The 22,862-nt window shown below is 67.6% G+C and carries 21 protein-coding genes; 12 read left to right on the top strand and 9 right to left on the bottom strand.

Features of this window, described 5'->3' with window-relative positions:
• Nucleotides 1-128: 128 nt before the first annotated feature.
• Complete coding sequence (locus MA09_RS19910; RefSeq protein ID WP_036252332.1) at nt 129-1,925, top strand: M4 family metallopeptidase; 1,797 nt, start codon at nt 129-131, stop codon at nt 1,923-1,925.
• Between the two features lie 9 nt (nt 1,926-1,934).
• Here MA09_RS19910 and MA09_RS19905 read toward each other — a convergent pair whose 3' ends face one another.
• Together MA09_RS19905 and MA09_RS19900 are read right to left on the bottom strand one after the other, a co-directional pair.
• Nucleotides 1,935-2,651 (bottom strand): M23 family metallopeptidase, encoded by a 717-nt coding sequence (locus MA09_RS19905; RefSeq protein WP_036252330.1) that lies wholly within the window; start codon nt 2,649-2,651, stop codon nt 1,935-1,937.
• Nucleotides 2,652-2,681: 30 nt separating this feature from the next.
• Nucleotides 2,682-3,734 carry a L,D-transpeptidase gene (locus MA09_RS19900; RefSeq protein WP_036252327.1) on the bottom strand — a complete coding sequence of 351 codons (1,053 nt, stop codon included), beginning with the start codon at nt 3,732-3,734 and terminating at the stop codon, nt 2,682-2,684.
• A gap of 117 nt (nt 3,735-3,851) precedes the next feature.
• Here MA09_RS19900 and MA09_RS19895 point away from each other — a divergent pair, with 117 nt between their 5' ends.
• Entirely contained in the window at nt 3,852-4,148 is a 297-nt protein-coding gene (locus MA09_RS19895) for a 2Fe-2S iron-sulfur cluster binding domain-containing protein (RefSeq protein WP_036252325.1), read from the top strand.
• A 6-nt stretch (nt 4,149-4,154) separates the two neighbouring features.
• Here MA09_RS19895 and MA09_RS19890 read toward each other — a convergent pair whose 3' ends face one another.
• Entirely contained in the window at nt 4,155-5,057 is a 903-nt protein-coding gene (locus MA09_RS19890; RefSeq protein WP_036252323.1) for an alpha/beta hydrolase, read from the bottom strand.
• A 144-nt stretch (nt 5,058-5,201) separates the two neighbouring features.
• Here MA09_RS19890 and MA09_RS19885 point away from each other — a divergent pair, with 144 nt between their 5' ends.
• Complete coding sequence (locus tag MA09_RS19885) at nt 5,202-5,387, top strand: hypothetical protein (protein ID WP_036252321.1); 186 nt, start codon at nt 5,202-5,204, stop codon at nt 5,385-5,387.
• Between the two features lie 612 nt (nt 5,388-5,999).
• Here MA09_RS19885 and MA09_RS19880 read toward each other — a convergent pair.
• Nucleotides 6,000-6,197 carry a hypothetical protein gene (locus MA09_RS19880; RefSeq protein ID WP_036252318.1) on the bottom strand — a complete coding sequence of 66 codons (198 nt, stop codon included), beginning with the start codon at nt 6,195-6,197 and terminating at the stop codon, nt 6,000-6,002.
• A gap of 209 nt (nt 6,198-6,406) precedes the next feature.
• Here MA09_RS19880 and MA09_RS25120 point away from each other — a divergent pair, with 209 nt between their 5' ends.
• Nucleotides 6,407-6,544 carry a hypothetical protein gene (locus tag MA09_RS25120; RefSeq protein WP_200883103.1) on the top strand — a complete coding sequence of 46 codons (138 nt, stop codon included), beginning with the start codon at nt 6,407-6,409 and terminating at the stop codon, nt 6,542-6,544.
• Between the two features lie 60 nt (nt 6,545-6,604).
• Nucleotides 6,605-6,976, top strand: a complete 372-nt coding sequence (locus MA09_RS19875; protein WP_036252315.1) for a hypothetical protein — start codon at nt 6,605-6,607, stop codon at nt 6,974-6,976.
• A gap of 18 nt (nt 6,977-6,994) precedes the next feature.
• Here the strand turns inward: MA09_RS19875 and MA09_RS19870 are convergent, their stop codons facing one another.
• From MA09_RS19870 to MA09_RS19860, 3 genes are all read right to left on the bottom strand, one after another.
• Nucleotides 6,995-7,225 carry a hypothetical protein gene (locus MA09_RS19870; protein ID WP_229440787.1) on the bottom strand — a complete coding sequence of 77 codons (231 nt, stop codon included), beginning with the start codon at nt 7,223-7,225 and terminating at the stop codon, nt 6,995-6,997.
• A 130-nt stretch (nt 7,226-7,355) separates the two neighbouring features.
• Entirely contained in the window at nt 7,356-10,226 is a 2,871-nt protein-coding gene (locus MA09_RS19865; protein WP_036252311.1) for an EAL domain-containing protein, read from the bottom strand.
• A gap of 144 nt (nt 10,227-10,370) precedes the next feature.
• Complete coding sequence (locus MA09_RS19860; RefSeq protein WP_036252309.1) at nt 10,371-11,150, bottom strand: transferase spermidine synthase; 780 nt, start codon at nt 11,148-11,150, stop codon at nt 10,371-10,373.
• Between the two features lie 282 nt (nt 11,151-11,432).
• On the opposite strand from MA09_RS19860, the gene MA09_RS19855 reads away from it, so the two are divergent.
• The 7 genes from MA09_RS19855 to MA09_RS24705 all read left to right on the top strand — a co-directional run bounded on the left by MA09_RS19855 (nt 11,433) and on the right by MA09_RS24705 (nt 21,695).
• On the top strand, nt 11,433-12,605 hold the full coding sequence (locus tag MA09_RS19855) for a diguanylate cyclase (RefSeq protein ID WP_036252306.1): 1,173 nt from the start codon (nt 11,433-11,435) through the stop codon (nt 12,603-12,605).
• A 149-nt stretch (nt 12,606-12,754) separates the two neighbouring features.
• A complete protein-coding gene (locus MA09_RS19850; protein ID WP_081897723.1) occupies nt 12,755-14,710 on the top strand; it encodes an alkaline phosphatase D family protein in 1,956 nt (651 codons plus the stop codon).
• Between the two features lie 104 nt (nt 14,711-14,814).
• The gene (locus tag MA09_RS19845) at nt 14,815-15,825 is read left to right on the top strand and encodes a hypothetical protein (protein ID WP_081897708.1); all 1,011 of its coding nucleotides are present in this window, start codon (nt 14,815-14,817) and stop codon (nt 15,823-15,825) included.
• A gap of 120 nt (nt 15,826-15,945) precedes the next feature.
• The gene (locus tag MA09_RS19840) at nt 15,946-16,788 is read left to right on the top strand and encodes an ABC transporter substrate-binding protein (RefSeq protein ID WP_051933630.1); all 843 of its coding nucleotides are present in this window, start codon (nt 15,946-15,948) and stop codon (nt 16,786-16,788) included.
• Nucleotides 16,778-19,897: a response regulator gene (locus MA09_RS19835; RefSeq protein ID WP_161783239.1), complete on the top strand. Its 3,120-nt coding sequence runs from the start codon at nt 16,778-16,780 to the stop codon at nt 19,895-19,897. Before MA09_RS19840 ends, MA09_RS19835 begins: the two co-directional genes overlap by 11 nt.
• Nucleotides 19,894-21,075 (top strand): two-component system response regulator, encoded by a 1,182-nt coding sequence (locus MA09_RS19830; protein WP_036252303.1) that lies wholly within the window; start codon nt 19,894-19,896, stop codon nt 21,073-21,075. Before MA09_RS19835 ends, MA09_RS19830 begins: the two co-directional genes overlap by 4 nt.
• A 242-nt stretch (nt 21,076-21,317) precedes the next feature.
• Nucleotides 21,318-21,695, top strand: coding sequence for a hypothetical protein (locus tag MA09_RS24705; protein WP_051933628.1), 378 nt, complete (start codon nt 21,318-21,320; stop codon nt 21,693-21,695).
• 48 nt (nt 21,696-21,743) lie between these two features.
• On the opposite strand, the gene MA09_RS19820 is transcribed toward MA09_RS24705, so the two are convergent.
• On the bottom strand, nt 21,744-22,031 hold the full coding sequence (locus MA09_RS19820) for a hypothetical protein (RefSeq protein WP_027864977.1): 288 nt from the start codon (nt 22,029-22,031) through the stop codon (nt 21,744-21,746).
• 177 nt (nt 22,032-22,208) lie between these two features.
• A complete protein-coding gene (locus MA09_RS19815; protein WP_036252298.1) occupies nt 22,209-22,853 on the bottom strand; it encodes an ABC transporter ATP-binding protein in 645 nt (214 codons plus the stop codon).
• Between the last annotated feature and the right edge of the window lie 9 nt (nt 22,854-22,862).

Here is a 22,862-nt window from a genome sequence, read left to right as displayed (position 1 = left end):
CGACGCAGGCAGGCGGACTGGCCTGTCTGCGTGAGCGTTGCGCTCAAGCAAATCTTTTCTGCTGAGCTCGTCCACACTGTCCGGTGGGCGGTCCATCCCAGGGCCGCGTTTCCCCGGACGGAGGCGAGATGAGAACGCACACCACCTTCCCGGCAGCGCTGCTCGGCGCCGCCTGGCTGCTCGTACAGCTCCCGCAGCCCCTCCACGCGGCTCCGATGATGAGTCCGCCCACGACGCTGAGCACTGCGGTGACGTCCTCCATCCTGGCCCGACTGGTGGCGCAGCGCCAGGCCAAGGGTCTGGACAACGACCACCATTACCGCATCACGGCCCAGCACCCCGGCGCGAACGGCACCCAGATCCTGCGCGCCGCCCACACCTGGAAGGGGCTGCGCGTGTTCGGGTCCGAGTCCGTGGTGGTGCTCGACAAGTCCCTCAAGATCCTGTCCGAATCGGCCTCGGAGCGCCGCCAGCACCTCGGCACGGGCGGCGCCAACCGCCTCGGCGCACTGACCGCAAGCTTCGCCGTCCAGCCCCGGATCGACAGCAAGGCCGCGATCGCGGCGGCGCTGGCCTCGCTGGCGAACAGTCTCGGGCAGAGTGCGGTGAACGTGGTCAAGCCCAGCGCAGAACTGTTGATCTATCCGATGATGCGCATGCAGCGCGTGGTCGGCGCCGGCGCGAAGGAAGAAGCGGAGCTCAATGCCCTTGACGTCCACGACGTGGTGGAGCGCTACGAACTGGCCTACCTGGTGCGCACCCGCATGCGGGTAGGCGACCAACCGGTCTACTACGACACCATCGTCAGCGCGCGCGACGCCGCCGTGCTCGACCAGTGGAACATGCTGCAGACCGTGATCGGCGTGGGCAAGAGCCAGTACAACGGCGAAGTCCCGATCAGCACCACGCTTGCCAACGGCAGCTACCAGATGCTCGATCCGGAACGCGGCAAGGGCGGCGCCTTCGGGGCGATGGCGATCACCAACGCCAACAATGGCAGCAGCGCGGGCAAGGTCTATACCAATGCCACCAATGTCTGGGGTGACGGCAAACAGTTCGAGGGCGGCAGCACCCTGGGGCCGAACGGCCAGACGGCGGCGGTGAACGCGATGTGGGGCTTGATGAACACCTACGACGCCCACAAGAACGTGCTCGGCTGGCTCTCGCTGGACGGCAAGAACACCGCGACCTATATCGCCGCCCACGTCAACCGCGGCTACGACAACGCCTACTACAGCGACACCTGCAAGTGCATGTTCATCGGCGACGGCACCTACTTCACCAGCCTGGCGGCGATCGACGTGGTCGGCCACGAAATGGGACACGGCATCACTGCATCGACCTCGGACCTGATCTACAGCGGCGAATCGGGTGGCCTGAACGAGTCGAGCTCGGACATCGCGGGCGAGGTGGTGGAAGCCTATGCGCGCGCCGGCGGCAAGGGCGACCGGTTTCCGGAGGAGGGCAACGACTGGCAGCTGGGCACCGAGATCAGCCGCAACGCCACGCCGCTGCGCTGGATGTACCGCCCGAGCAAGGACGGCAGCAGCCCGGACGCCTGGAGCACCTCGCTGCGCCGGCTCGACGTGCACTACAGCAGCGGGCCGAACAACCGCATGTTCTACTTCCTGTCGCGCGGCTCGCGCGCCGACAGTGCGGGTGACTACTACAGCAAATACCTGGTCAAGCAGCCGGGCGCGATGACCGGCATCGGCATGGACAAGGCCTTCCGCATCTGGTTCCATGCGAACACCACCAAGTTCACGTCCTCGACCAACTACGCCGATGCGCGCGCCAAGATGATCGAGGCGGCCGAGGAGCTGTACGGCAAGGAAAGCAAGGAGGCCGTCGCCGTGCAGCGCGCCTATGCCGCCATCAATGTCGGCCCGGACGTGGACGAACTCGGCGCCATCGCGACGCCGTAGGGCGCGCTCTTATTGGGCGGCGACGGCCTGCCCGTCCGTCATCAAGGGGAAGGGATTCAGGGGTGTCCCTTTCCACCACAGCTTCTCGGGCGTCAGCTCGAACACCGCGAAATGCAGGTGCGGCGCGTGCGGGTCGGCATTGCCGGTGATGCCGACATAGCCGATCACGTCGCCGCGCTTGACGTCCATGCCTTCCTGGATGCCGTCCGCGTAGCGGTCGAGGTGCGCGTAGTAGTAGGCGTACTTCTCGTTCGGGTCGAACTGGTACAGCGTGGTGCCGCCAGGCTTGCTGGTGAACAGCTTGGCCACCTTGCCGTCGGTGGCCGCCAGCACCGGCGTCCCTTTCGGCGCCTTGATGTCGAGGGCCTCATGGTGGCGCTGGGTGCCGCGCGGCTGGTCATAGGTATCGCTGAGATTGGCGAGCTTGATGCCCTGCACCGGCACCAGCAGCTTGCCGTGCACCGCGACCGCGGCCGCATCGGCCGGGGCCTGGGCGCCGGCCCCCGGCACTGCAGGCGAGGATGGACGCAGCGGCAGGTCGAAGTCACTGAGGTCAGGCTGGATGCTCGGCGGGCCCGGCAGCTGGGGATCGATCCGGGCAGCCGGTATGCCGGCAGCCGCCACCGCTGTGTTCGGCGCCGGCTCGTCGGGCACGGCGCGCAACAGAACGAACAGGCCGCCCGCGCCGACCAGCGCGCCGAGCAGGAAGGTCATCAGCCATCTCATGTCATCCTCCGTTGAGTCTTGATGTGGGTATCAGCTCTCCAGCACGACCTCCAGCCCCGCGCTCACCGCTCCCGCCACTTCGGCGGCGCTCCAGTTGGTCAGGCGGATGCAGCCGTGCGATTCGGTCTTGCCGACGTGGCCCGGCACCGGGGTGCCATGGATGCCGTAATGCTCCTTGGACAGGTCGATCCAGACCACGCCGACCGGGTTGTTCGGTCCCGGTGCAACCTTGGCCTTCTTGTCGCCCGGCTCGGCGTCCCAGAACAGCTTCGGGTTGTAGTTGTAGACCGGATTGGCGTGCACGCTGTTGATCTTCCAGGTCCCGATCGGAAGCGGATCGTTGGCGCTGCCGGTCGAGACCGGATATTGGGCGATCAGGCCACCGGCCTCGTCGAACAGCTGCAGTATCTTCGGACCTTCCTTGACCACGACCTTCGCCGCCTTCGGCAAAGGCTCCTTGCCGTGGACGTTGGGGACGACGATCTGCTCGCCGGCGCGGCTGAAGTTCTTGCCGGGGTTCAGGGCTTGCAGCATGGCAGGCTTGGCGTGGAATTTCTCGCCCAGGCCTTCGAGCACGCTGGCATAGCCCAGCTCGGGCAGCTTGGCTTTTTCCATCATGTTGCTCGGCACCGGACGGAAGGGGCCGGCAACATCGGCCTCGACGAGGGTGTAGGTGACCAGGTGGGGGCTGTTGTCGGCGTTCAGGGCGTTCCAGGTAGCGGCGTCGAGCTTGCCGGTGACCGGCAGCTTGCGCAGGGCCTGGAAAGTGTTCAGGGCCTGGCGCATGTTGGAACCGTAGGCGCCGTCGATCTCGCCGGGCGACAGGTTGGCGCGGTCGAGCAGGACCTGGGCGCGCAGGTTGCGTTCGAATTCGGCTTGCTTGGCTGCGGCCGGGTTGACCGGGGCGCCGGCCTGGACGGGCGCCTGTCCGGGCACTTGCCCCGCCGGGGCTGCTTGTTGCTGGGCCGGGGGCGTTGCAGGTGCCTGCGCCGGCGCTGCGGGAGCAGCCTGCTGTGCCTGGGCAAGGGGAAGGGCGCCCAGCAGGGCGGCGGCGAGGAGAGGGAGTGCGTGCGATTTACTCATTTTGGTTTCCTGCAATGCTTGCTTTTGGAAACCTTAGCGTAGGCCTGCGCCCGGACCAGGTCTGTGCGAGAACGAACTCAAGCGCTTGGGTCCGGCCGGCCGCGCTACAATCGGCGCATGACCCGCCATACCATCGTGCTGCAGCCGAGCGGCTTCGCCATTGAGGCCGACGAGGACACCAGCATCCTCCATGCCTTCGAGGCGGCCGGCATCGAGCTGCCCAGTTCCTGCCGCAACGGCACTTGCCGCACCTGCATTTGCCGCGTGCGCAGCGGCGCGGCCGCGCACCGGATCGAGTGGCCGGGACTCTCCTTCGACGAAAAGCGCGAAGGCTACATCCTGCCCTGCGTGGCAGTGGCGCGCGGCGACCTCGTGATCGAGGCGCCCGTCGCTCGCCGCATCGCTTGGGAATGAATCGGCCTAGGGTTGCGGACGGCCGAGGGCCCGCTCGATCACGCCCAGCACCTGCGCCCAGGCGTGCGAAGTCGCCGCCACCTCGTCATAGTGGCTGGCCCCCGGCAGGATCACGACTTCGGCAGCGTCGCCGGCCTTGCGCGCCCGCGCCGCGTAGTCGTGCGCCACGCGCGGCGGCGAGATCGTGTCCAGTTCGCCTGTCACCAGCCAGGTACGGCTGCCGTTCGGTATCAGTTCCGCGGCATTGGTATCCACGAAGACGTCCGGCCGGCCGGGACCGGGCACGCCGGCCAGCTCGGCAGTGTCGCGGCCGCAGCTGGACTTGATCAGGGCCGCTTCGTTGCGCAGGTCGGCCAGGCCGCCGAGACTGACGACCGCCGACACCTTCGGCGGGTCGGGACGGTGGAGCGGGCTGCCGGCCGGAATGCGCGCGCTCCCGGCCATCCACTGCACCAGCTGGCCGCCGGCCGAATGGCCGACCGCGACCATGCGCTCCAGGTCGAGCCGATAGCGCCCGGCCTGCGCCGCCAGCAGTTCGAGCGCTGCGTGCATGTCCTGGTAAGTGCCGGGATAGCCGCCACCCGCTTCGTCAGAGCGCCGGTATTCGACGTTCCAGACAGCAATGCCGCGCGCTGCCAATGCCCCTGCCATGTTGCGCAGCTGGGTGATGCCGCCGAACTTGCTGGTCCAGCAGCCGCCGTGCACCAGCACCGCCACCGGGAAGGGGCCGCCGCCGGACGGCAGGAACAGTTCCGCGTACTGCGAGGGTGCCTCGCCGTAGGGGATGCGGGCGGTGGGTGCGGGACCGCTCAAGGCGAGGTAGTCGGCGAGCTTCATGGGTGTGGCGCCCGAGGCGGCGTGGATGCTGCCCGCGAACAGGGCGGCGAGCAGGAGGGGGCGGAAGTTCATGGTCGGCCGGGGAAGGGTTGAACACGCACTATAGCCGAGGATGGACCGCAGGGCACAGGCCTCTTGCCGCACAATTGAAAAACCTGGGTTCGTCATCCATGCTAGGCTGCATCCAAAGCAACCACGTTGACAAGGAGGAGTGCGATGAGCCAATCGAAATCCGGCGGCAGCCAGACCAACAAGCAGTCGGACAACATGTCCGAGGAAGAAATGGCCAAGGAGCGCGCGGGCCAGAACACGCGGAAAAGCAGCCACGATCACATGTCGAATGTCAAGGCCGGCAAGGGCGAAGGCGCCGGCGGCGGAGCCAAGCAGAAGCACCGCCGCTAGAGGCTGCGCGCCGTCGTGGCGCGCCATGGCCTGACATGTCCGGCGGGCCTGGAGCCCGCCCACTTCCGAGAGGTGACCATGACCAAGCATGCTCAAGAAGCGTGGCTGCAGGGATCATCACCCGTGCAAGCCCACAGTACCCCTGACCCGGACATCCCGAACCCGGCGCCATCGCCAGACCCGCGTCCGCCGGTGCCGGACGATGTCCCTGACCCGGTCAATGCACCGGTCGAGGAACCACGGCTGCCCGAACCGCCGATTCGCGCCCATTAGGCCGCGCGAGCGGCAACCTGGCGTGCTGCGGGCATGCCGCCCGCAGCCGGCCGGACCGGATGGCGAAAGCGCATCCGCCTGGTGCTTCATCCCCTTCGACTACCTGCCGATCGATCGCTACATGCCGACGACGTCAGCTGGACATGGTCGCGAAGCGCCGTGCCGAGCTTCTTGCCGGTACGCACCGGCGAACGTGCGATCCTCGACCCCGGAGATTGGAGGCAGTGCAAGCAGGTCGCGCGGCGGAAGTGCCAAGTGCCGCGCGCGAGGGCGGGGGCGCAAAGACCGGCCGGGAGGGCCGGCGTGCTGCGCCGCGGCAGGCGCGCTCGGGCGCAACGCTCAGGAATGGTTCTTGTCCGGGGCGCCGGACGGTCCTTGGCCGCCATGGGCGCCGGAATGCGGCAGCGGCGGGATTTCGCGGATCATCTCTTCCGTTTCCAGCTCGCCAGGCGATTTTTCTCCACTGCCGATATCGGCTTCGTAGTACACGTTGGGGCCTTTTGCCGCCGGATCGGGCTTGCGGGTCGGGTCGTTCATGCTGTGCTCCAGTGGGGTTGTCGATAGGGATGATCCTAGCAGGGCCACTCAGGCCTCGGCGCGCGGGACGCCGCACTGCAGCATCAGGCCGGTCCGCAGGCCGCCCGATCCATGTCATGTTGCTGACACCTTCCCTTGCCTATAATGGGATTGGAGTAATGGACCAAAGAAGCATCCAAGACAAACCACTGCCCGACCCGGAGGAGACCATGGGCCATACCTTGTACAACACCATTCATCTGGGCCGCGGCCCACTGTATTACTCGCGCTGGGCCCAGTTGGCGCTGGCGCTCGGCGTCGCGGCCAGTGCCGGCCTCGGCTGGCTGGCGCTCCGGGCGCTGCGTTGATGCTTGCCCTCGGCCGGCGCGCCGGTTACCATGGCGCGCCCTGGCCGAATAGAAAACAGAATGAAGAACGAACAACTGACGACGGACGAATACGACGCACTGGAACTGGTACGCCGCGGCGTGAAGCGCGACACGGCCGGTGCCTGCGTGGGGCGCAATGCCAAGCGCCTGTCGGGATTGAAGATGCTCGAATACACCCGCGACGGGCGTATCGTGCTGACGGAGAAGGGGCAGCAGGTGCTGTTCCTGCGCCGCTGCATCAAATCACTGGGGGCCCTCGCGGCTGACCCGCAAGCGACGCTCGATGCCGACGTGGTCCGTTTCCTGAGCATCAAGTCGCACATCGCCCCGCTCGAGGGCGGCGGCTACGTCCTGACCGAGAAGGGCCGCGAAACGCTGGACGACATCACGCGCCAGCAGCAGCGCCGCTAGGCGCGGGCCGCCGCGCTTTTAATTGATGCGGCGGCGGTTCGGGTAGACCAGCACCCGCACGGCCACTTCGGCCGGTACATTCATGGTTGCCAGGAATTCGGCGGCGCGCTGCAGTCCGAGGGTGGGAATCGATGCCACGGCCTGGTTGATCAGGTCGCGGGTGCGGATGTCAGTGCGCTGGCGGCGCGCGCCGCTGGCTTTGCCGGTCGCATCGGCAACCGGAGCCAGCTCGCCGGTGTCATTCATCATGATCAGTATCCGTGATGTCGAGGGTTGCTAAGGAGACACATCTATTTTAAAGCTAACAATGTTGTTTAGCTACAAATAAATAGCTGTCAGCAGCTTAGCGCATAAATGACAAACGGAAATTTGATCTAGATCAGGCCGCAATATCGGCGACTTCTTCCGGCGCAGCGTTCTCGTGCACCTGGCGCGGCGGCAAGGCCTTGCGCTGCACCAGCAACTGTTCGAATTCCTCGGCCGGCAGCGGCTTGCTGAAAAAATAGCCTTGCATTTCATCGCAGCCATGGCTGCGCAGGTAGTCGAGCTGTTCGAGCGTTTCGACCCCTTCCGCGATCACCGCCAGCTTCAGGTTGTGGGCCAGCGCGATAATCGAGGTAACGATCGCGGCGTCGTTGGCGTCGTGGGTGATATCGGCAACGAAGGAGCGGTCGATCTTCAGCACGTCGATCGGGAAGCGCGACAGGTAGGACAGGCTCGAATAGCCGGTCCCGAAGTCGTCGATCGAGAGGTTCACGCCGAGCGACTTCATGCGGTGCAGCAGCTCCACCGCCGGCGTCACGTCGCTCATGAACAGGCTTTCGGTCAGCTCGATCTCGAGGCAATCCGGATCCAGCATGGTATCCGCCAGGGTCGACTCGAGACTGGCGATCAGGTCGGCGGCGCCGAACTGGCGCGCCGACAGGTTGACGGCCACGCGTAGCTTTCCCAGGCCCGCATCCTGCCAGGCCTTGTTCTGGGCGCAGGCGGTGCGCATCACCCATGCGCCGATCTGGACGATCAGGCCGGTCTCCTCGGCGATGCCGATGAAGCGCACCGGCGGCACCATCCCGAGTTCCGGATGCTTCCAGCGGATCAGCGCTTCCATGCCGACGATCTGGCCGGTCTTGAGGTCGACCTGCGGCTGGTAGTGCAGCACGAATTCATTGCGTTCGAGGGCGTTGCGCAGCGCGCTTTCGATGCGCACGCGCTCCAGCGACTCCTCGTTCATGGCCGGGGTGTAGAACTGGAAGTTGTTGCGCCCCATCTTCTTGGCACTGTACATCGCGATGTCCGCGTGTTCGATCAGGCTGTCGGCCGGCGTGCCCTCGCTCGGGTAGACGGCCACGCCGATCGAGCACGTGACGAAGAACTCCTTGGTGCCGAGCATGACCGGCTGCGCCACCGAGTCCATCACGCGCTGCACGATCTCGGGCGACAGTGGCTCGTCGTGGTGTTCGGACAGGATCACGACGAATTCGTCGCCCGACAGGCGCGCCACGGTATCGGTGTCGCGCAGCGAACCGGTCAGGCGCGCGGCCACCGTCATCAGGAGCACGTCCCCGGCCTTGTGGCCCATCGAGTCGTTGACGAACTTGAAGCGGTCGAGGTCGATCAGCATCACCCACATCGGACGTCCGCTGCGATTGGCGTAGGCGATTGCCTGGCCGAGGCGATCCTGCAGCAGCGAGCGGTTGGGCAGCCCGGTCAGCACGTCGTGCTGGGCCACGTGGTGGACGCGCTGCTCGGTGAGCTTGCGTTCGGTGATGTCGCTGCCGGTGCCGCGGTAACCCAGCAGCTCGCCGTGCTCGTCGAACACCGGCTGGCCGTTGACGCAGAACCAGCGGGTGTCGCCGTGCTCGTCGACGCACTTGTATTCGAGGTTGGCGAAGGGTTCGTGCGCCTTCACCTGGGCGATGTGGGCGCGCCCGGCCTCGGTCTCGAGCAGCGAGGGCACGTATTCCCAGCGCGTCTTGCCGAGCACTTTTTCCACGGAGACACCGGCCTTTTCCGTGAAGCCGCCGGTGACCATGGTGAAGCGCAGGTCGCGGTCCTGTTCCCAATACCAGTCCGAAGACATCGACACCAGCTGGCGGAAGCGCTGCTCGCTCTGCTGCAGGGCGCGCTCGGCGCGTTCGCGCGCAGCCATGTCCTCGACCAGGCGCCGGTTGGTGCGGCGCAGGTCGGCGGTGCGCTGGCGTACCAGCTGCTGGACCTTGCGGGCCCGCTGGCCCGAAGCCTGCACGAAGGCGGTGCCGAGCAGGGTCATCAGGATGCCGCCTACCAGCAGGGCGGTCGAGGCCATATGGTCCTGCAGGAAGGGACGCGGGGCGCTGGCCACTTCGATACGCCATGGCTTGCCAGCGATGCGCAGCAGCTTGGTGGCATGGCCGGGCTGGCCGGGCGCCAGGAAGGCGGCCAGCCAACCGTCCTCCGGCTTGCTGGTATCGCCGGTGGAGAACAGCAGCTTGGCAGGGCTGGCCTCGTCGCCGGCGTAGACCGACACGAAGATCTCGCCCGAGACCTGGCGCGGGTCGAGCAGGCCGCTGGCGGCCAGCGAGGCGCGCACCAGCTCCGGTCCGCGGATGACGATCGCGGTGTCGCCGGCCAGCATGCCGTTGCGGTCGAGCACCGGCATGATCAGGCTGAAGGCCGGCTGCTTGCGCTCGTCCTGGGCCAGCTGGAACAGGTCGGTGGCGGCGGCGCGGCCATCGCCGCGGGAAATCGCGAGGGCGCTCATCACCTGCACGTTCTCGGTCAGGTTCAGGCCAAAGGCGCGTTCGTTGCCTGCCATCGGCTCGATGTAATCGACGATGTGGTAGCGCGGCCGCAGCGGCGCCGGTACCAGACCTTCGGCCTGTAGTTCGGTGAACACGGTGCCCGGGAGGATCTGCTGCAGTTCGCGTTCGACGGCTGCGCGCTGCTCACCCGGCACGGTGCGATGGAAATTGAAGGCCTGGATGTAGCGGTGGCGCTGCAGCAGGGCAGCGGTAAAGTCGCGAAAGTGTTCGCGGCTGACCGGCTCGCCGCGCGCGAACAGCTGGTTGGTCACGGTCAGCACTTCGACCGCCTGGTCGATGCCCTGGCGCACGGCCGCGACACGCTCGTCGGCACGCTGGGCAAAAGCGAGCGCCATGTTGTCGTACTCGAGGTGGCTCACCCCCAGGAACAGGGCCCCGGATACGGCCAGGCCGCCCCCGAGCGTGAGGGCTGCCGCGAGCGTCAGCGACAGGGGCAGGCGAAGCGCCATGGAATGTCCAGAAAGTCCGTGAAAAGACGTGTGAAAGACGACTGAATGCTTGCCAGTAGGCATCAATACGTGAAGTGTGTCACATCCGGGCAGGATTCGGCAAACGAAATGTCGCAAGCGCGCGCCATGCCGAGCCCGTGCGTTTCAGTCCGGATGCCGTCGCCACGACAACCAGGCCACGAGCAGGCGCGCCAGCAGGCGGTTGAACGGGCCCGCGCCAAGCCCGCGGTTACGCAGTGTATCTCTCAGGAAGCGCAGAGCGCGGCCGGGCGCGGCGCCGGGATGCGGCGCGCATTGGGCGAGCAGGATCTGGTTGTTCCCGGCGATGCCGGACAGCCAGCAGACCTGGCCGTCGAAGGCCGCCTGCAGGCGTTGCACGGCAGTCACATAGCCGGGGTCGTAGGTAAAGATGTTCGCCACCAGCACCCCGCCGGGACGCAGGGCGCGCCGGCAATGCGTGTAGAAGCTGGCGCTGCTCAGGCCGGGAGGCAGGCCGGCGGCGTCGAAACCGTCCACCAGCAGCACATCGACCTCGCCGTCCATGGCCCCGGCCAGCCAGTCGGCCGCATCGCAGTGCAGGACGCGCAGGCGCGCATCGTCGGGCGGCACCCGGAACTGCTCGCGCAGCGCGATCACGTCGGCGCGCACTTCCAGTACCGTGATGCGGGCAGCGGGAAAGCGGCGGTGGCAAAACTTCGCCAGCGAACCGCCGCCCAGGCCCACCATGAGGATATGGCGCGGGCGCGGCGCCAGCAGGGCGAAGCACATCATGGCGCGCGCATAGGACAGCACCAGCGCGTCGGGGCGCGACAGCCGCATCTCGCTCTGGATATCGCCAGGGGTGAACTCCAGCGTGCGGCGGTCGCCCCGGGTAGAGACGATCGGCGGCGGCAGGGATGGCGGCTGGTCGGGCGGGGCGGACATGGCGCCAGTATAGGGGAGTGCCGGGCATGACGGGAGTGCGGCTTGTTCTACGGCATCGCTTTCTGATAAGCTGGCCGTTCGAACAAAGATCGACGCCCATGTTGCCGGACCATCCTCCGATCACGCCACCAACGCCCGGAGCATGACCTTCTCGAGCGCCTGCAGCGCGGATATGCTTGCGTGAGCGCTTGCCTAATGGACTATTCCAGCCGCGCCTGGGCCAGCAAGGCAGGCGAGGGCACGACCCTGGTCGAACACGAGTACTGACAGTAGAACGGACACATGACGAACCTGGACGCGACCACGATGGTGCTGGTGCTGGCCCTGGGCAACCTGGCCCTGTGCGCGCTGCTGACCTTTTTCGACCACGGCCCTGCGAGGACGGCTGCACTGAGCGCCTGGGCATTGTCCAAGCAGGTGCAGGCCGGCGCCTGGACGCTGCTGGGGCTGGGCGGCGCCGGCGTCGTGCCCGAAGCGCTGGCGCTGCCGGGCGGCTATGCACTGCTGTTCGCCGGCGTCGCCGTCGAAGGCGGTGCGTCCTGGCAGGAGGCCGGCCGCGACGGCTGGCGCCGTCCCATGCTGCTGGTGGGCGGGCTGGCGATCCTGGTGTTCTTCGTCTGCTACCTCATCGACGAGCAGGGCCTGCGCAGCGTGGCGGCTTCGCTGCTGCTCGGCGCCCTTTACCTGAACGTGGCCGCGGCCCTGGCAGCGGGCTGGCGCGAGGCCAGCCTGCTGCAGCGCTTCCTGGCCCTGGCCACTGCCGTGCTGGCGTTGCTGGTGGCGGCGCGTGGCCTGTCGGTGCTGCTGCTGCCGGGCGGCTGGCGCTGGCTATCGAGCGAGTTGCTGCGCCAGTTCTCCAGCGCCGCGCTTTACCTCCTGATGCTGGCCAATGCCTTCGGCGTGCTGCTGCTGGGGCGCGAGCGTGCCGGGCGCGAACTGGCACGCCTCGAGGTGGTGGACCCACTCACCGACGTGCCGAACCGACGCGGCTTCTTCAATGCCCTGGCGCCCTGGATGGCGCTGGCGCGCCGGCCGGGCCTGCCGACCGCCCTGGTAGTGCTCGACCTCGACCAGTTCAAGCGCGTCAACGACGGCTACGGCCATCCGGCCGGCGACGCCGTGCTGCGCCACGTGGTGGAGCTGTGCAAGCGCCAGTTGCGCGATTCCGACCTGGTGGGGCGCCTGGTGGGCGTCGAGTTCGCGATCCTGCTGCCGCGCACCAATCTCGACGAGGCCCTTCTCGTGGCCGAGCGCATCCGCGCCGCCATCGCCAGTTCGCCGGTCAAGAGCGAGCGCGCGATGATCGCCATGACGGCCAGCTTCGGCGTTACCGTGATCCGCCCTGAGGACAGTACCGTGACCCTGTTCCAGCGTGCCGACGACGCCCTGCGCGCGGCAAAGGAGGCGGGCCGCAACCGGGTTTGCCAGGCGCTTGCCGCGCCAGTCGAGGTCTAGCTCGCCTGGCATCTTGTGGGGCTGCCGGCGTGCGCGCGGATGTGCCGTTCGCGTGCTCAAGCGGTCCGGCGTGTCTGCTACACTGGCTGGTTTAACCAGCATAGTGCACCCGATTGATCCAGAATCCAGCCTCCGAGGGCCTGCCGCCCGTGCTTGCCGGTCCTGTCCTGCGCCGCATCGAGCCGGGTCGCCTGGTGCTATGGCTGGTCGGCAGCGCGCCGCTCGACCTGACCCTGGTACTGGCGCCCAAGTCCGGCGCGCCCCGGCGCCTGGCTTTGGACGCGCGCCGCTGTCGTGTGATACGCGTCGGCCGCCACGCCTGCGTGCACCTGATCGATGTCGCGCTGCCCGAGCCGCTCCCGCAGGACACGACCATCGAGTATGACTTGCTCGTCGCGCAAGGCGATGGCACTGAGGCCGGCATCGCGCAGTGGGCGCCGCACCTGCTGCACGTCGGCGCAACGCGGCCGAGCATGGTGCTGCGCAGCCGCAGCGACAATATCCTGTATGGCTCGTGCCGCAAGCCGCATCATCCCGCGCGCGACGGCCTGGCGCGCGCCGACGCCTTGTTGGCCGATCACGCGCAACTGTCCGATGGGCGGGCCGACGAGCGGCCCGCCATGCTCATGCTCTGCGGTGACCAGGTGTATGCCGACGATGTGGCCGGTCCGATGCTGGCGGCGATCCACGCGCTGATCCGGCGCCTGGGCCTGTACGGCGAATGCCTGGAAGGCGCAGTGGTCGCCGACAGCGAGGCGCTGTACCGCCATCAGGCCGGTTACTACCGGCGCGAGGAGCTGCTGCCTGCGACCAGGTCCAACGATGCGCTGCGCGACCGCTTCTTCGGCGGCAGCGAAAAGCCGATTTTCACCACGGTCAATGCGCACAACCACCTGGTGACCTTCGCCGAGGTGATGGCCATGTACCTGCTGGTCTGGTCGCCCGTGCCATGGCAGCTGGTCGCGGATGCGCCGGCGCCTCCGTTTGCGCCCAGGTATCTGGAGCGCTGGCGGCGCGAGTCGAGGGCGCTGGAGGGCTTTCGCCGCGACCTGCCGCAGGCGGCCCGGCTGCTGGCGCACGTGCAGACCCTGATGATCTTCGACGACCATGACATCACCGACGACTGGAACCTGTCGGCCAAGTGGGAAGCCACTGTCTACGGGCACACGTTCTCGCGCCGTATCGTGGGCAATGCGCTGATTGCCTATATGCTGTGCCAGGGCTGGGGCAACCGCCCCGATGTGTTCGAGGCGGCGCTGGACGATGTGGCGGCGCTGGCCGCCTCGGCGGCTCTTGATGACCGGCTGGACGCGCCAAGGCAGGACGCACTGATCGAGCGCCTGCTGTCGTTCGGCCAGTGGGATTTCGTCGTGCGGGCGAAGCCCACGATCATTGTGCTCGATACCCGCACCCGGCGCTGGCGCAACCGGCGCCGGCCCGGCCATCCGTCCGGCCTGATGGATTGGGAATCGCTGACCGAACTGCAGCACGAGCTGCTGGACGAAACGGCCGCCGTCATCGTCTCGCCGACGCCGATGTTCGGGGTCAAGCTGATCGAGGTGATTCAAAGGGTCGCCACCTTCGCCGGCCTGGCCTTGAAAGTCGACGCCGAGAACTGGATGGAGCACCGCGGCGCGGCCAGCAGCATGCTCAATATCTTCCGCCATTCGCGCAGCCCGCGGAACTACGTGGTCCTGTCGGGCGACGTGCACTACTCTTTCGCCTACGATGTCGAGGTGCGCGACTCCGACCGCACGCCGCATATCTGGCAGATCACCAGCAGCGGCATCAAGAATGAATTCCCGCACCGCCTGCTCGACTGGCTCGATCGCCTCAACCGCTGGCTGTATTCTCCGCGCTCGCCACTGAACTGGTTCACCAAGCGACGCGATCTCGCCCTCACGCCATATCTGCCCGACGCGCGCCAGCATGGCGAGCGCGTCTGGAACGGCGCCGGCATCGGCCAGGTGTGGCTTGACGCGCAAGGGCGGCCGGTGCGCATCGTGCAGCATAACGCCGATGGCGGGCCGTCGACCCGGTTCCTGGCGCCGGGGCAGGAAGCATCGCTCGCCGGTGCTGCCGAGCAGCCCTTGAGAAAGCACTGATAGGGCGGGATGGCGCTCCGATTCGTGACAAGCGCCTCCTGGCCGCGTCACAATCCCGTCACATCGGGGACGTATCCTGCGGCATCGCCGTTGCTGGACCGCCCATGATCCATCCTGTTGCCGATTCTCCCCGCTACGCTGCTGTCGAGCTCGGCTCCGACAGCTTCCGCCTGCACGTCGGGCGCATCGACCATGGTGAGCTGGTGCTGGAAGCCAGCCTGTCCGAACGGGTGGCGCTGGCCGCTTCGTTCGACGAGGACGGCAGCCTGTGCGACGCGGCGATGCGGCGTGCGCTAGGCTGCCTGCGCGAATTCGCCGAGGAGCTCGACGCCTGGCGCCCCCAAGCGGTGCGGGTGGTCGCCACGGCGGCGTTGCGGATGGCGCGCAATGGCCCGGTCTTCCTGCCCGCCGCCGAGCGGGCGCTGCGCCGCCCGATCGAGCTGATCGCCGGCGACGAGGCCGGCCGCCTGGTCTACCTCGGCGTGGCCAGCACGCTCGCCGGGACCGCAGGGCAGGATGGCGGGCCGCGCCTGGTGGTCGACATCGGCGGCGCCTCGACCGAACTGGTGCTGGGCCGCGGAGCGGACATCGAACGTATCGAGTCCTTCAGAATCGGCGCGGTGCGCCAGAGCCTGAGCTTCTTTGCCGACGGCCGCATCGACGCGGCCAGTTTCGAGGCCGCCGTGCGTTCCGGTCGCAGCCGTTTCGCCGAGACCGCGCTGGCCGGGCGCCGCTGGAATGCGGCCTACGGCGCCTGCGGCACCGTACGTGCCCTGAGCGAGATCGCGCAGGAAGACGGCCTCGGGCCCTTGAAGCCGGACGTCCTGCACGCGCTGCGCGAATGCTTCCTGCGCGCCGGCCATGTGGCGCGGGTGCGACTGGCCTGGCCGGCGGCGGCGCGTGCACCGCACTTGGCCGGCGGGCTGGCACTGCTCATGGCGCTGGTGGAGGAGTGCGGCGTCGCCGAAGTGGTGCCGGTCCATGCCGGCCTGCGCGTGGGCGCGCTGTGGGACCTGCACCGGCGCGCCGGCTTGGCCACGCTGGCGGCACGGCCGCCTGCGCGCCACGCGGCCAGGATGGCGGCCGCAAACCAGGCGTCCCACGACAGGCTGTAACAGGCCGTGAGCGACTCGCGGTGTCGTTTTCCGTGCCGGATCGCCATTTTTGCTGTTGTTTGGAAACTTCTGGTGGCATACTTCTGTTGTTCGTTCAACCATGCCTGTCACCAGTTCTCCATGCGCCGTTACTTGTTCCCCGTCCTGGCCGTCTGTTGCCTGCTTGCACACGCCCGGGTGCAGGCCGCGCCGGGTGAACACATCACCCTGTGTTTCGAGCGCCAGGTCGTGCGCCCCTGGCGCACGCTCGACGGCGGCGGCCTGAACTTCGAACTGCTGTCCGAGGTCGCGAAACGCACCGGTATCACCTTCAATTACCAGAGCATGCCCTGGAAGCGCTGCCTCGAGCAGCTCAAGGCGAACCAGGTGGACGGGGCCTTCGCGGTGAGCTTTAACCGCGAACGCATGACGCTCGGCGCCTATCCGGGAGTAAGCCCGGGCGCCGCGGACCCGCAAGCCGACGCCTCCAAGCGCATGCACGTCGACACCTACATGCTGGTACGCCCGCGCGGCAGCCGGCTCGACTGGGACGGCAAATCGATCCGCAACCTGGACGGCCGCATCGGTTTCCAGCTCGGTTATTCGGTGGGCGAATTCCTGCGCGCCCAGGGCGTGCCGACGGATGACGGCAGCCAGCGCTCGGACGAGCTGGCGCAGAAGCTGGTAGCGGGCCGCCTGGCGGGTGCCGCGATGGGCGGCGGCGACGCCGCGCGCCTGATGCGCGGTCCCCATGGCAAAGGGCTCGAGATGCTGCCGCTGCCGCTGATGGAAAAATCGTACTTCATGGTGCTGTCGCACGCCCTGGTCGCCAGCCGGCCGGAACTGGCCGCGCGCCTGTGGGATGCGATCGAGCAGGTGCGCAACAGTCCTGCCTACCGCAAGCGCGAGCAGCAGGAGCTCGGCGGTCGCCAGCTGGGCAGCCGCGCGGGCAGACAGGGAGGCAGCCAAGGAGATGGTCATTAAGCGCCGTCACAGCCGGGTGCGCGTGGTGCCGCGCCGCCTGGTCGAGAACTGGCGCCAGAACATCGTGTTCCGGCTTGGCGCCGGCATCGTGCTCGCGGTCGCGCTGTCGACCGGCGTGTACACCACATATACCCTGCAAACGCTGCGTCTCGATGCCGATGCCCGCCTGCAGGAACGGGTCGATCGGCAGGCTACCGTGCTCTCGCACGCGCTGGCGCGCCCGTTGTTCGACATCAACAGCGCTGCCGTGTCCTCGGTCGTGGACGCGCTCGGCGCCACGCCCGAAGTCCAGACCCTGCGCGTGCTGGCGCCCGACGGCACGCTGCTGGCGGCCCTGGGCAACGGCAGCGACCGGGAAGACGACGAGTCGGCGGTGCGGGTACGGCGCCGTATCAGCTACAACGACGGCACCCGCGCGTATTCGGTCGGGTCGATCGAGCTGGCATTCTCGCGCCAGCAGATCGACCAGGACCTGCGCAACCAGATCGTGCACACGGCCGCCGCCAACGTCCTGCTCACGCTGGCCATCGTCGCCTGCGTGTTCGTGGTCGGGCGGCGCATGTCGCAGCCGTTTGCCGACATCCAGGACGCGCTCGAGAAGCTGGCGCGCGGCGAAACCGACATCCGCCTGTCCGGCATCGGCCGGCGCGACCAGGTGGGGCGCCTGTCGTCAGCGGTGCGCAGTTTCCGCGATACCCTGAACCGGCTGCGCCAGGCCGAGCAGGTCACCAACGGCCTGCTGCGCGAGAAGAGCCGCATCGAGCAGCAGCTGCGCGAACTGAACGAGGACCTGGAGCAGAAGATCGCCGCCCGCACCGAGGAACTGACGCAGTCGAACCTGCGCGCGGAAGCGGCCAACGTGGCCAAGTCCGAATTCCTGGCCAATATGAGCCACGAGATCCGTACCCCGATGAGCGCGATCATCGGCATGGCCTACCTGGCGCTGCGCACCGACCTCAATCCCAAGCAGCAGGACTACGTCGGCAAGATCCACCGCGCCGCGCTGTCGCTGCTCGGGATCATCAACGACATCCTCGACTTTTCCAAGATCGAGGCCGGCAAGCTCGACGTCGAGCAGGTGCCGTTCTGCCTTGACGAGGTGCTGGGCAACGTGGCCAGCGTGACCAGCCAGCGCGCCGCCGACAAGCGCCTCGAATACCTGTTCCACGTGCCGCACGCGGTACCGCGCAAGCTGGTCGGCGACCCGCTGCGCCTCGGCCAGGTCCTCATCAACCTGGTCAACAATGCGGCAAAGTTCACGCCGGCAGGGGAGATCCAGCTGTCCTGCATCCCGCTCAGTTGCTCACCCTTGGGGGCAGACCCCGGCCACGTGAAGCTGCGCTTCGCCGTGCGCGATACCGGCATCGGCATCGGCGAGGAGCAGCAGGCCAAGCTGTTCCGCGCCTTCAGCCAGGCCAACGGCTCGACCACGCGCGAGTACGGCGGCACCGGCCTCGGGCTGTCGATCTCGCAGCAGCTGGTGGGCCTGATGGGCGGGCTGATCGCCGTCGACAGCGCGCCGGGGGCCGGCTCGACCTTCCACTTCGACCTCGACTTCCCCCTCTCGGGCGAGCCCGAACCGACGCTGGCGGGGCCGCCCGAGCTGACCGGCGCGCGGGTGCTGGTGGTCGACGACAGCGCGCTGGCGCGCGCCATCCTGCGCGAGGCCCTGGCGGCGCTGCCGCTGCGCGTCGAATGCGCGTCGGACGCGCGCCACGCCGAAGGCGCCATCATCGCAGCCGATGCCGCCGGCATGCCTTATCGCCTGGTGCTGACCGATTGCACCATGCCGCGCATGGACGGCATCGAGCTGGTGCGCCGCATCACCTCGAACAAGGACCTGTGCGCGCCGCCACTCACCGTGCTGGTGACCGCCTTCGGGCGCGAGGACGTGCAGGCCAGCGCCGAAGAAGCGGGCGTCAACGGCTTCCTGTTCAAGCCTTTCGTGCAGTCGGCGCTGCTTGGCACCCTGGCCGGCCTGTTCACGGCCGCCCAGGCCGGCGTCGCAGGTGCTTTCGTCGCGCGCGCCCAGGCCCATGGTGCGCGCGTGCTGGTGGTCGAGGACAACCTGGTCAACCAGCAGATCGCGCGCGAGCTGCTCGAAGCCCAGGGCGTGGATGTGGACGTGGCCTCGACCGGCCGCCAGGCCCTGGAAAAGCTGTTCGACGCCGGACCGGGTGCCTACCGACTTGTGCTGATGGACCTCGAGATGCCGCAGCTGGACGGTCATGCCGCCACGGTGGAACTGCGCAAGGACCCGCGTTTCGATGACCTGCCGGTGATCGCGATGACCGCGCACGCGCTGGCCGAGATCCGCGAACGCTGCCTGAGCGAAGGCATGCAGGATTACATCACCAAGCCGGTCGACCCGGAAAAGCTGTACGCCACCCTGGCGCGCTGGATGGGCAAGGCGATGTTGCGCCCCGCCTCGCCGGCGCAGGACCATGGAACCGAGCTGGCGCCCCTGCCGGGCCTGGCCGGCATCGACTCGGGCTTCGGCCTGCGCAACGTCGGCGGCAACAGCGCGCTGTATGTCGAGTTGCTGGACCGCTTCCGCGCCTCCCAGCGCGATGCCGGTTGCAGCATCCGCAGCGACTTCGACGGCGGCCGCCTGCGTGACGTGGCCAGCCGCGCGCATTCCCTGCGCGGCGTGGCCGGCAATATCGGCGCACGCGAGGTGATGTCGCTGGCGCGCGAGATCGAGGAGCAGGCCGGCGGGCCGGCGCCGCGCGACGCCGACCTGGCCGCGCTCGACCGCAGCGTGGCGGCGCTCGAGCGCGCCATGGCCGACCTGATGGATTCGCTCGATTGCTACTTCGCCAATGCGCCCGAAGTGCCTGCCGCGGCGCCGGTCGCGGACGGCGAACCGGATACCCATGACGCCCATCACGCCCACGAGGCCGCGGCCCAGCTGGAACGCCTGCTGGCCGAGTTCTCCGGCGAAGCCACCGATTATTTCGACACCGTGCGCGCTCCGCTGGGCCGCCTGCTCGGCGCAGGTGCGCTGGCGCGCCTCGAGGCGCACCTGTCGCGTTACGAATTCGAAGAAGCGCGCCTGGTGCTGGCCCAGGCCAAGGGCGCTTCTTCCTCCATTGCAGAACACATATGAACGCCATGAAGGACAAGCCGCAACAGGCGACCCAGCAAGATCGGCAGTACCGGCCGACGATCCTGATCGTCGACGATACGCCGGACAACATCATGCTGCTGTCGCGTCTGCTAAAGGACAAGTACCACACCAAGGTGGCCACCAACGGCAGCACCGCGCTGCAAGTCGCCGCCGCCACGCCGGACCTGGACCTGGTCCTGCTCGACGTGATGATGCCCGGCATGGACGGCTACGAGACCTGTCGCCAGCTCAAGGCCAACCCGGCCACCGCCGACATCCCGGTGATCTTCCTGACAGCCAAGAACCAGATCGAGGACGAGGCGATGGGCCTGTCGGTGGGGGCGGTGGACTACCTCGGCAAGCCGATCAGCCCGCCCATCCTGTTCGCGCGCGTGTCGACCCACCTGACCCTGCGCGCGGCGCGCAAGCAGCTGCAGGAGCACAACGAGAACCTGGAACGCATGGTCCAGCAGCGCACCGCGCAGCTGCTGCTGATGCAGGAAGCCCTGATCCTGGCGATGGGGGCGATGGCCGAGACCCGCGAGGGCCAGGGGGGCGGCAAGGGAGACAAGTTCGGCGGCAACCATGTCCGCCGCATCCAGCGCTACATGCGCGCGCTGGCGATGAAGTTGCGCAGCCACCCGCGCTTTGCCGCCAGCCTGACCGACGAGAACATCGAGCTGATGACCAGGTCGGCGCCGCTGCACGACATCGGCAAGGTGGCCATTCCCGACCGCATCCTGCAAAAGCGCGGCAAGCTCGACCCGGAGGAATTCGAGGTGATGAAGCTGCATGCGGCCTACGGACGCGACACCATCATGCTCGCCGAGAAGCACCTGGGCGGCACCAACAGCTTCCTGATGTTCGCACGCGAGATCGCCCATTCGCACCAGGAGAAGTGGGACGGCAGCGGCTACCCGGAAAACCTGAGCGGCGATGCCATTCCGGTATCGGCGCGCCTGATGGCGGTGGCCGACGTGTACGATGCGCTGATCTCGCGCCGCGTGTACAAGCCGCCGTTCACCCACGAACAGTCGCTCGAGATCATGCGCCAGGGCCGCGCGACCCATTTCGACCCGGACGTGCTGGACGCCTTCTTCGCGCTCGAGGCGGAATTCGCCAGCATTGCGCAGCAATTCGCCGATGAGGGTGAGCCGGACGAACAGCTTGCCGGCTGACCCCGCCCACCCCGCGCCCGTTTGACGCGCACCTTGGCACTCCGCTGGCAAATCGACTATATTGTTTAGCTTGTTGAACGATGGAGTCAGTAATGCCCAGGAAGTCAGCTGCCGTCCCGGCGGCAGCCAAGGGAAGCGCGCGCCCGAAAGCCGCGCCCGCTAAAGCGGCAAAACCCGCGGCAAAACCCGCGGCAAAAGCAGCCGCAAAGCCGGCTGCAACATCCACCGTCAAGGCGCCAGCCGTGAAGGCGGCACCGGCCAAAGCAGCGAAATCCACCAAGCCGGCCGTCAAGGCAGCCGCGAAGGCGGCGGCGAAGTCGCTCGCTACCCCCGTAGCGAAACGTGCCGCGCGCAAGGTGCCGGCAGTCGCGGCCACGGTGCGCGAGACCGACATGGGGCGCCCGGTGCTGGTGCGCGACAGCTTCACCATGCCCGAGCAGGAATACGCCGTGCTTGCCGAGGTCAAGGGGGCATGCCTGCGCGCCGGCATCGACGTCAAGAAGAGCGAGCTGCTGCGCATCGGCGTGGCCCTGCTCGGCCAGGTCGACATGGCTACCCTCAAGTCGGTGCTGGCGGCGCTGCCCCAGCTCAAGACCGGGCGGCCGCCTGCTGCTCCGTAGCGGCGTCCCGCGCTGACCGATTAGCGGGCCGGCGAGTCCCGGAAGCGATCAATGAACCGAGGCGCTGGTCAGCTCCTTCAGTTCGCGGATCGGGATGTTCGATTTCTCGTGCATGCGCAGCAGGATCGTGGCGCCGACGTTGAGCTTGCGGTGGCGGATCTTGCTGATGATCGGGGGCTGCACCTCGAGCACGCGGCACAGCTCGGCGTCGTTCTTCAGCTGCATGCGCTCGATCAGGGTGTCGAGCAGTTTGTTGGGCACGAAACTCGACGGCTCCAGGGCACGGGCCCGGTGCATTGCGGCGAGCATTTCCTGTTTTTTCTGTCGTACGCTCATGTTGCTTCTCCGAATATGAAAACGATCATTCGGGACAGATCGACTGTTCTGGAACACGCCCTGCCTGTTGTCACAACTTATGCGGTGGCGGGTCGTTGTGATATTACTACGATTGCGCTGCACACGATTTTCGAATTGTACGTAACAGACCGTAACAAAGGGATTTCTTCGCGGAATTTACGCTAATTTCAACCCGGAACGTGTCAGCAACAGGACCTGATCGGCCATGGCGGCTGCGGCATGGGAATGGGTGACCATGATGGCGCCGGCGCCGCTGGCCCGGGTTTCGCGGCGCAGCAGCGCAAGGACGCCGCCGGCGGTGTCGGGGTCGAGGTTGCCGGTCGGTTCGTCGGCCAGCAGCAGGGCGGGACGGTGCACCAGCGCGCGGGCGATCGCCACGCGCTGCAGCTCGCCCCCGGACAGCTGGCGCGGGAAATCGTCGCCGCGACCGCCGAGCCCGACCGCAGCCAGCATCTCGTCGGCGCGGGCATCGGGTGCACGGTTGAGCAGCAGCGGCAGCGCCACGTTCTGGCGCAGTGTCAGGTGCGGCAGCACGTGGAAGGCCTGGAAAATGAAGCCCATGCGGGTACGGCGCAGGCGGGTCGCCGCCGCGTCGTCGAGCGCCGACATCGGCGTGCCGTCCACGATCACCTGGCCCGCGTCGGGCGCGTCCAGGCCGGCGATGATGTTCAGCAGGGTCGACTTGCCGACCCCCGACTCGCCCATGATGGCCACGAACTCGCCTGCGCGGAAGCTGTGCGACAGCTGCGACAGCACCGTGCGGCCGCCATAGGACTTGCTCAGGTTGTCGAGGACGAGCATGGCGCGTTT

This window comes from Massilia sp. BSC265 (assembly GCF_000740675.1).
In the GTDB taxonomy this organism is placed as follows: Bacteria; Pseudomonadota; Gammaproteobacteria; order Burkholderiales; family Burkholderiaceae_D; genus Telluria.
This window is presented reverse-complemented; position numbering and strand designations above follow the sequence as displayed.

Coding starts and splice junctions, on each gene's coding strand:
- MA09_RS19900 (WP_036252327.1), bottom strand. CDS start 3,734: ATGAGTAAATCGCACGCACTCCCTCTCCTCGCCGCCGCCCTGCTGGGC.
- MA09_RS19875 (WP_036252315.1), top strand. CDS start 6,605: ATGAAGAACGAACAACTGACGACGGACGAATACGACGCACTGGAACTG.
- MA09_RS19835 (WP_161783239.1), top strand. CDS start 16,778: ATGGTCATTAAGCGCCGTCACAGCCGGGTGCGCGTGGTGCCGCGCCGC.
- MA09_RS19910 (WP_036252332.1), top strand. CDS start 129: ATGAGAACGCACACCACCTTCCCGGCAGCGCTGCTCGGCGCCGCCTGG.
- MA09_RS19855 (WP_036252306.1), top strand. CDS start 11,433: ATGACGAACCTGGACGCGACCACGATGGTGCTGGTGCTGGCCCTGGGC.
- MA09_RS19865 (WP_036252311.1), bottom strand. CDS start 10,226: ATGGCGCTTCGCCTGCCCCTGTCGCTGACGCTCGCGGCAGCCCTCACG.
- MA09_RS19890 (WP_036252323.1), bottom strand. CDS start 5,057: ATGAACTTCCGCCCCCTCCTGCTCGCCGCCCTGTTCGCGGGCAGCATC.
- MA09_RS25120 (WP_200883103.1), top strand. CDS start 6,407: ATGGGCCATACCTTGTACAACACCATTCATCTGGGCCGCGGCCCACTG.
- MA09_RS19880 (WP_036252318.1), bottom strand. CDS start 6,197: ATGAACGACCCGACCCGCAAGCCCGATCCGGCGGCAAAAGGCCCCAAC.
- MA09_RS19895 (WP_036252325.1), top strand. CDS start 3,852: ATGACCCGCCATACCATCGTGCTGCAGCCGAGCGGCTTCGCCATTGAG.
- MA09_RS19820 (WP_027864977.1), bottom strand. CDS start 22,031: ATGAGCGTACGACAGAAAAAACAGGAAATGCTCGCCGCAATGCACCGG.
- MA09_RS19905 (WP_036252330.1), bottom strand. CDS start 2,651: ATGAGATGGCTGATGACCTTCCTGCTCGGCGCGCTGGTCGGCGCGGGC.
- MA09_RS19830 (WP_036252303.1), top strand. CDS start 19,894: ATGAACGCCATGAAGGACAAGCCGCAACAGGCGACCCAGCAAGATCGG.
- MA09_RS19885 (WP_036252321.1), top strand. CDS start 5,202: ATGAGCCAATCGAAATCCGGCGGCAGCCAGACCAACAAGCAGTCGGAC.
- MA09_RS19840 (WP_051933630.1), top strand. CDS start 15,946: ATGCGCCGTTACTTGTTCCCCGTCCTGGCCGTCTGTTGCCTGCTTGCA.
- MA09_RS19815 (WP_036252298.1), bottom strand. CDS start 22,853: ATGCTCGTCCTCGACAACCTGAGCAAGTCCTATGGCGGCCGCACGGTG.
- MA09_RS19870 (WP_229440787.1), bottom strand. CDS start 7,225: ATGATGAATGACACCGGCGAGCTGGCTCCGGTTGCCGATGCGACCGGC.
- MA09_RS19845 (WP_081897708.1), top strand. CDS start 14,815: ATGATCCATCCTGTTGCCGATTCTCCCCGCTACGCTGCTGTCGAGCTC.
- MA09_RS19860 (WP_036252309.1), bottom strand. CDS start 11,150: ATGTCCGCCCCGCCCGACCAGCCGCCATCCCTGCCGCCGCCGATCGTC.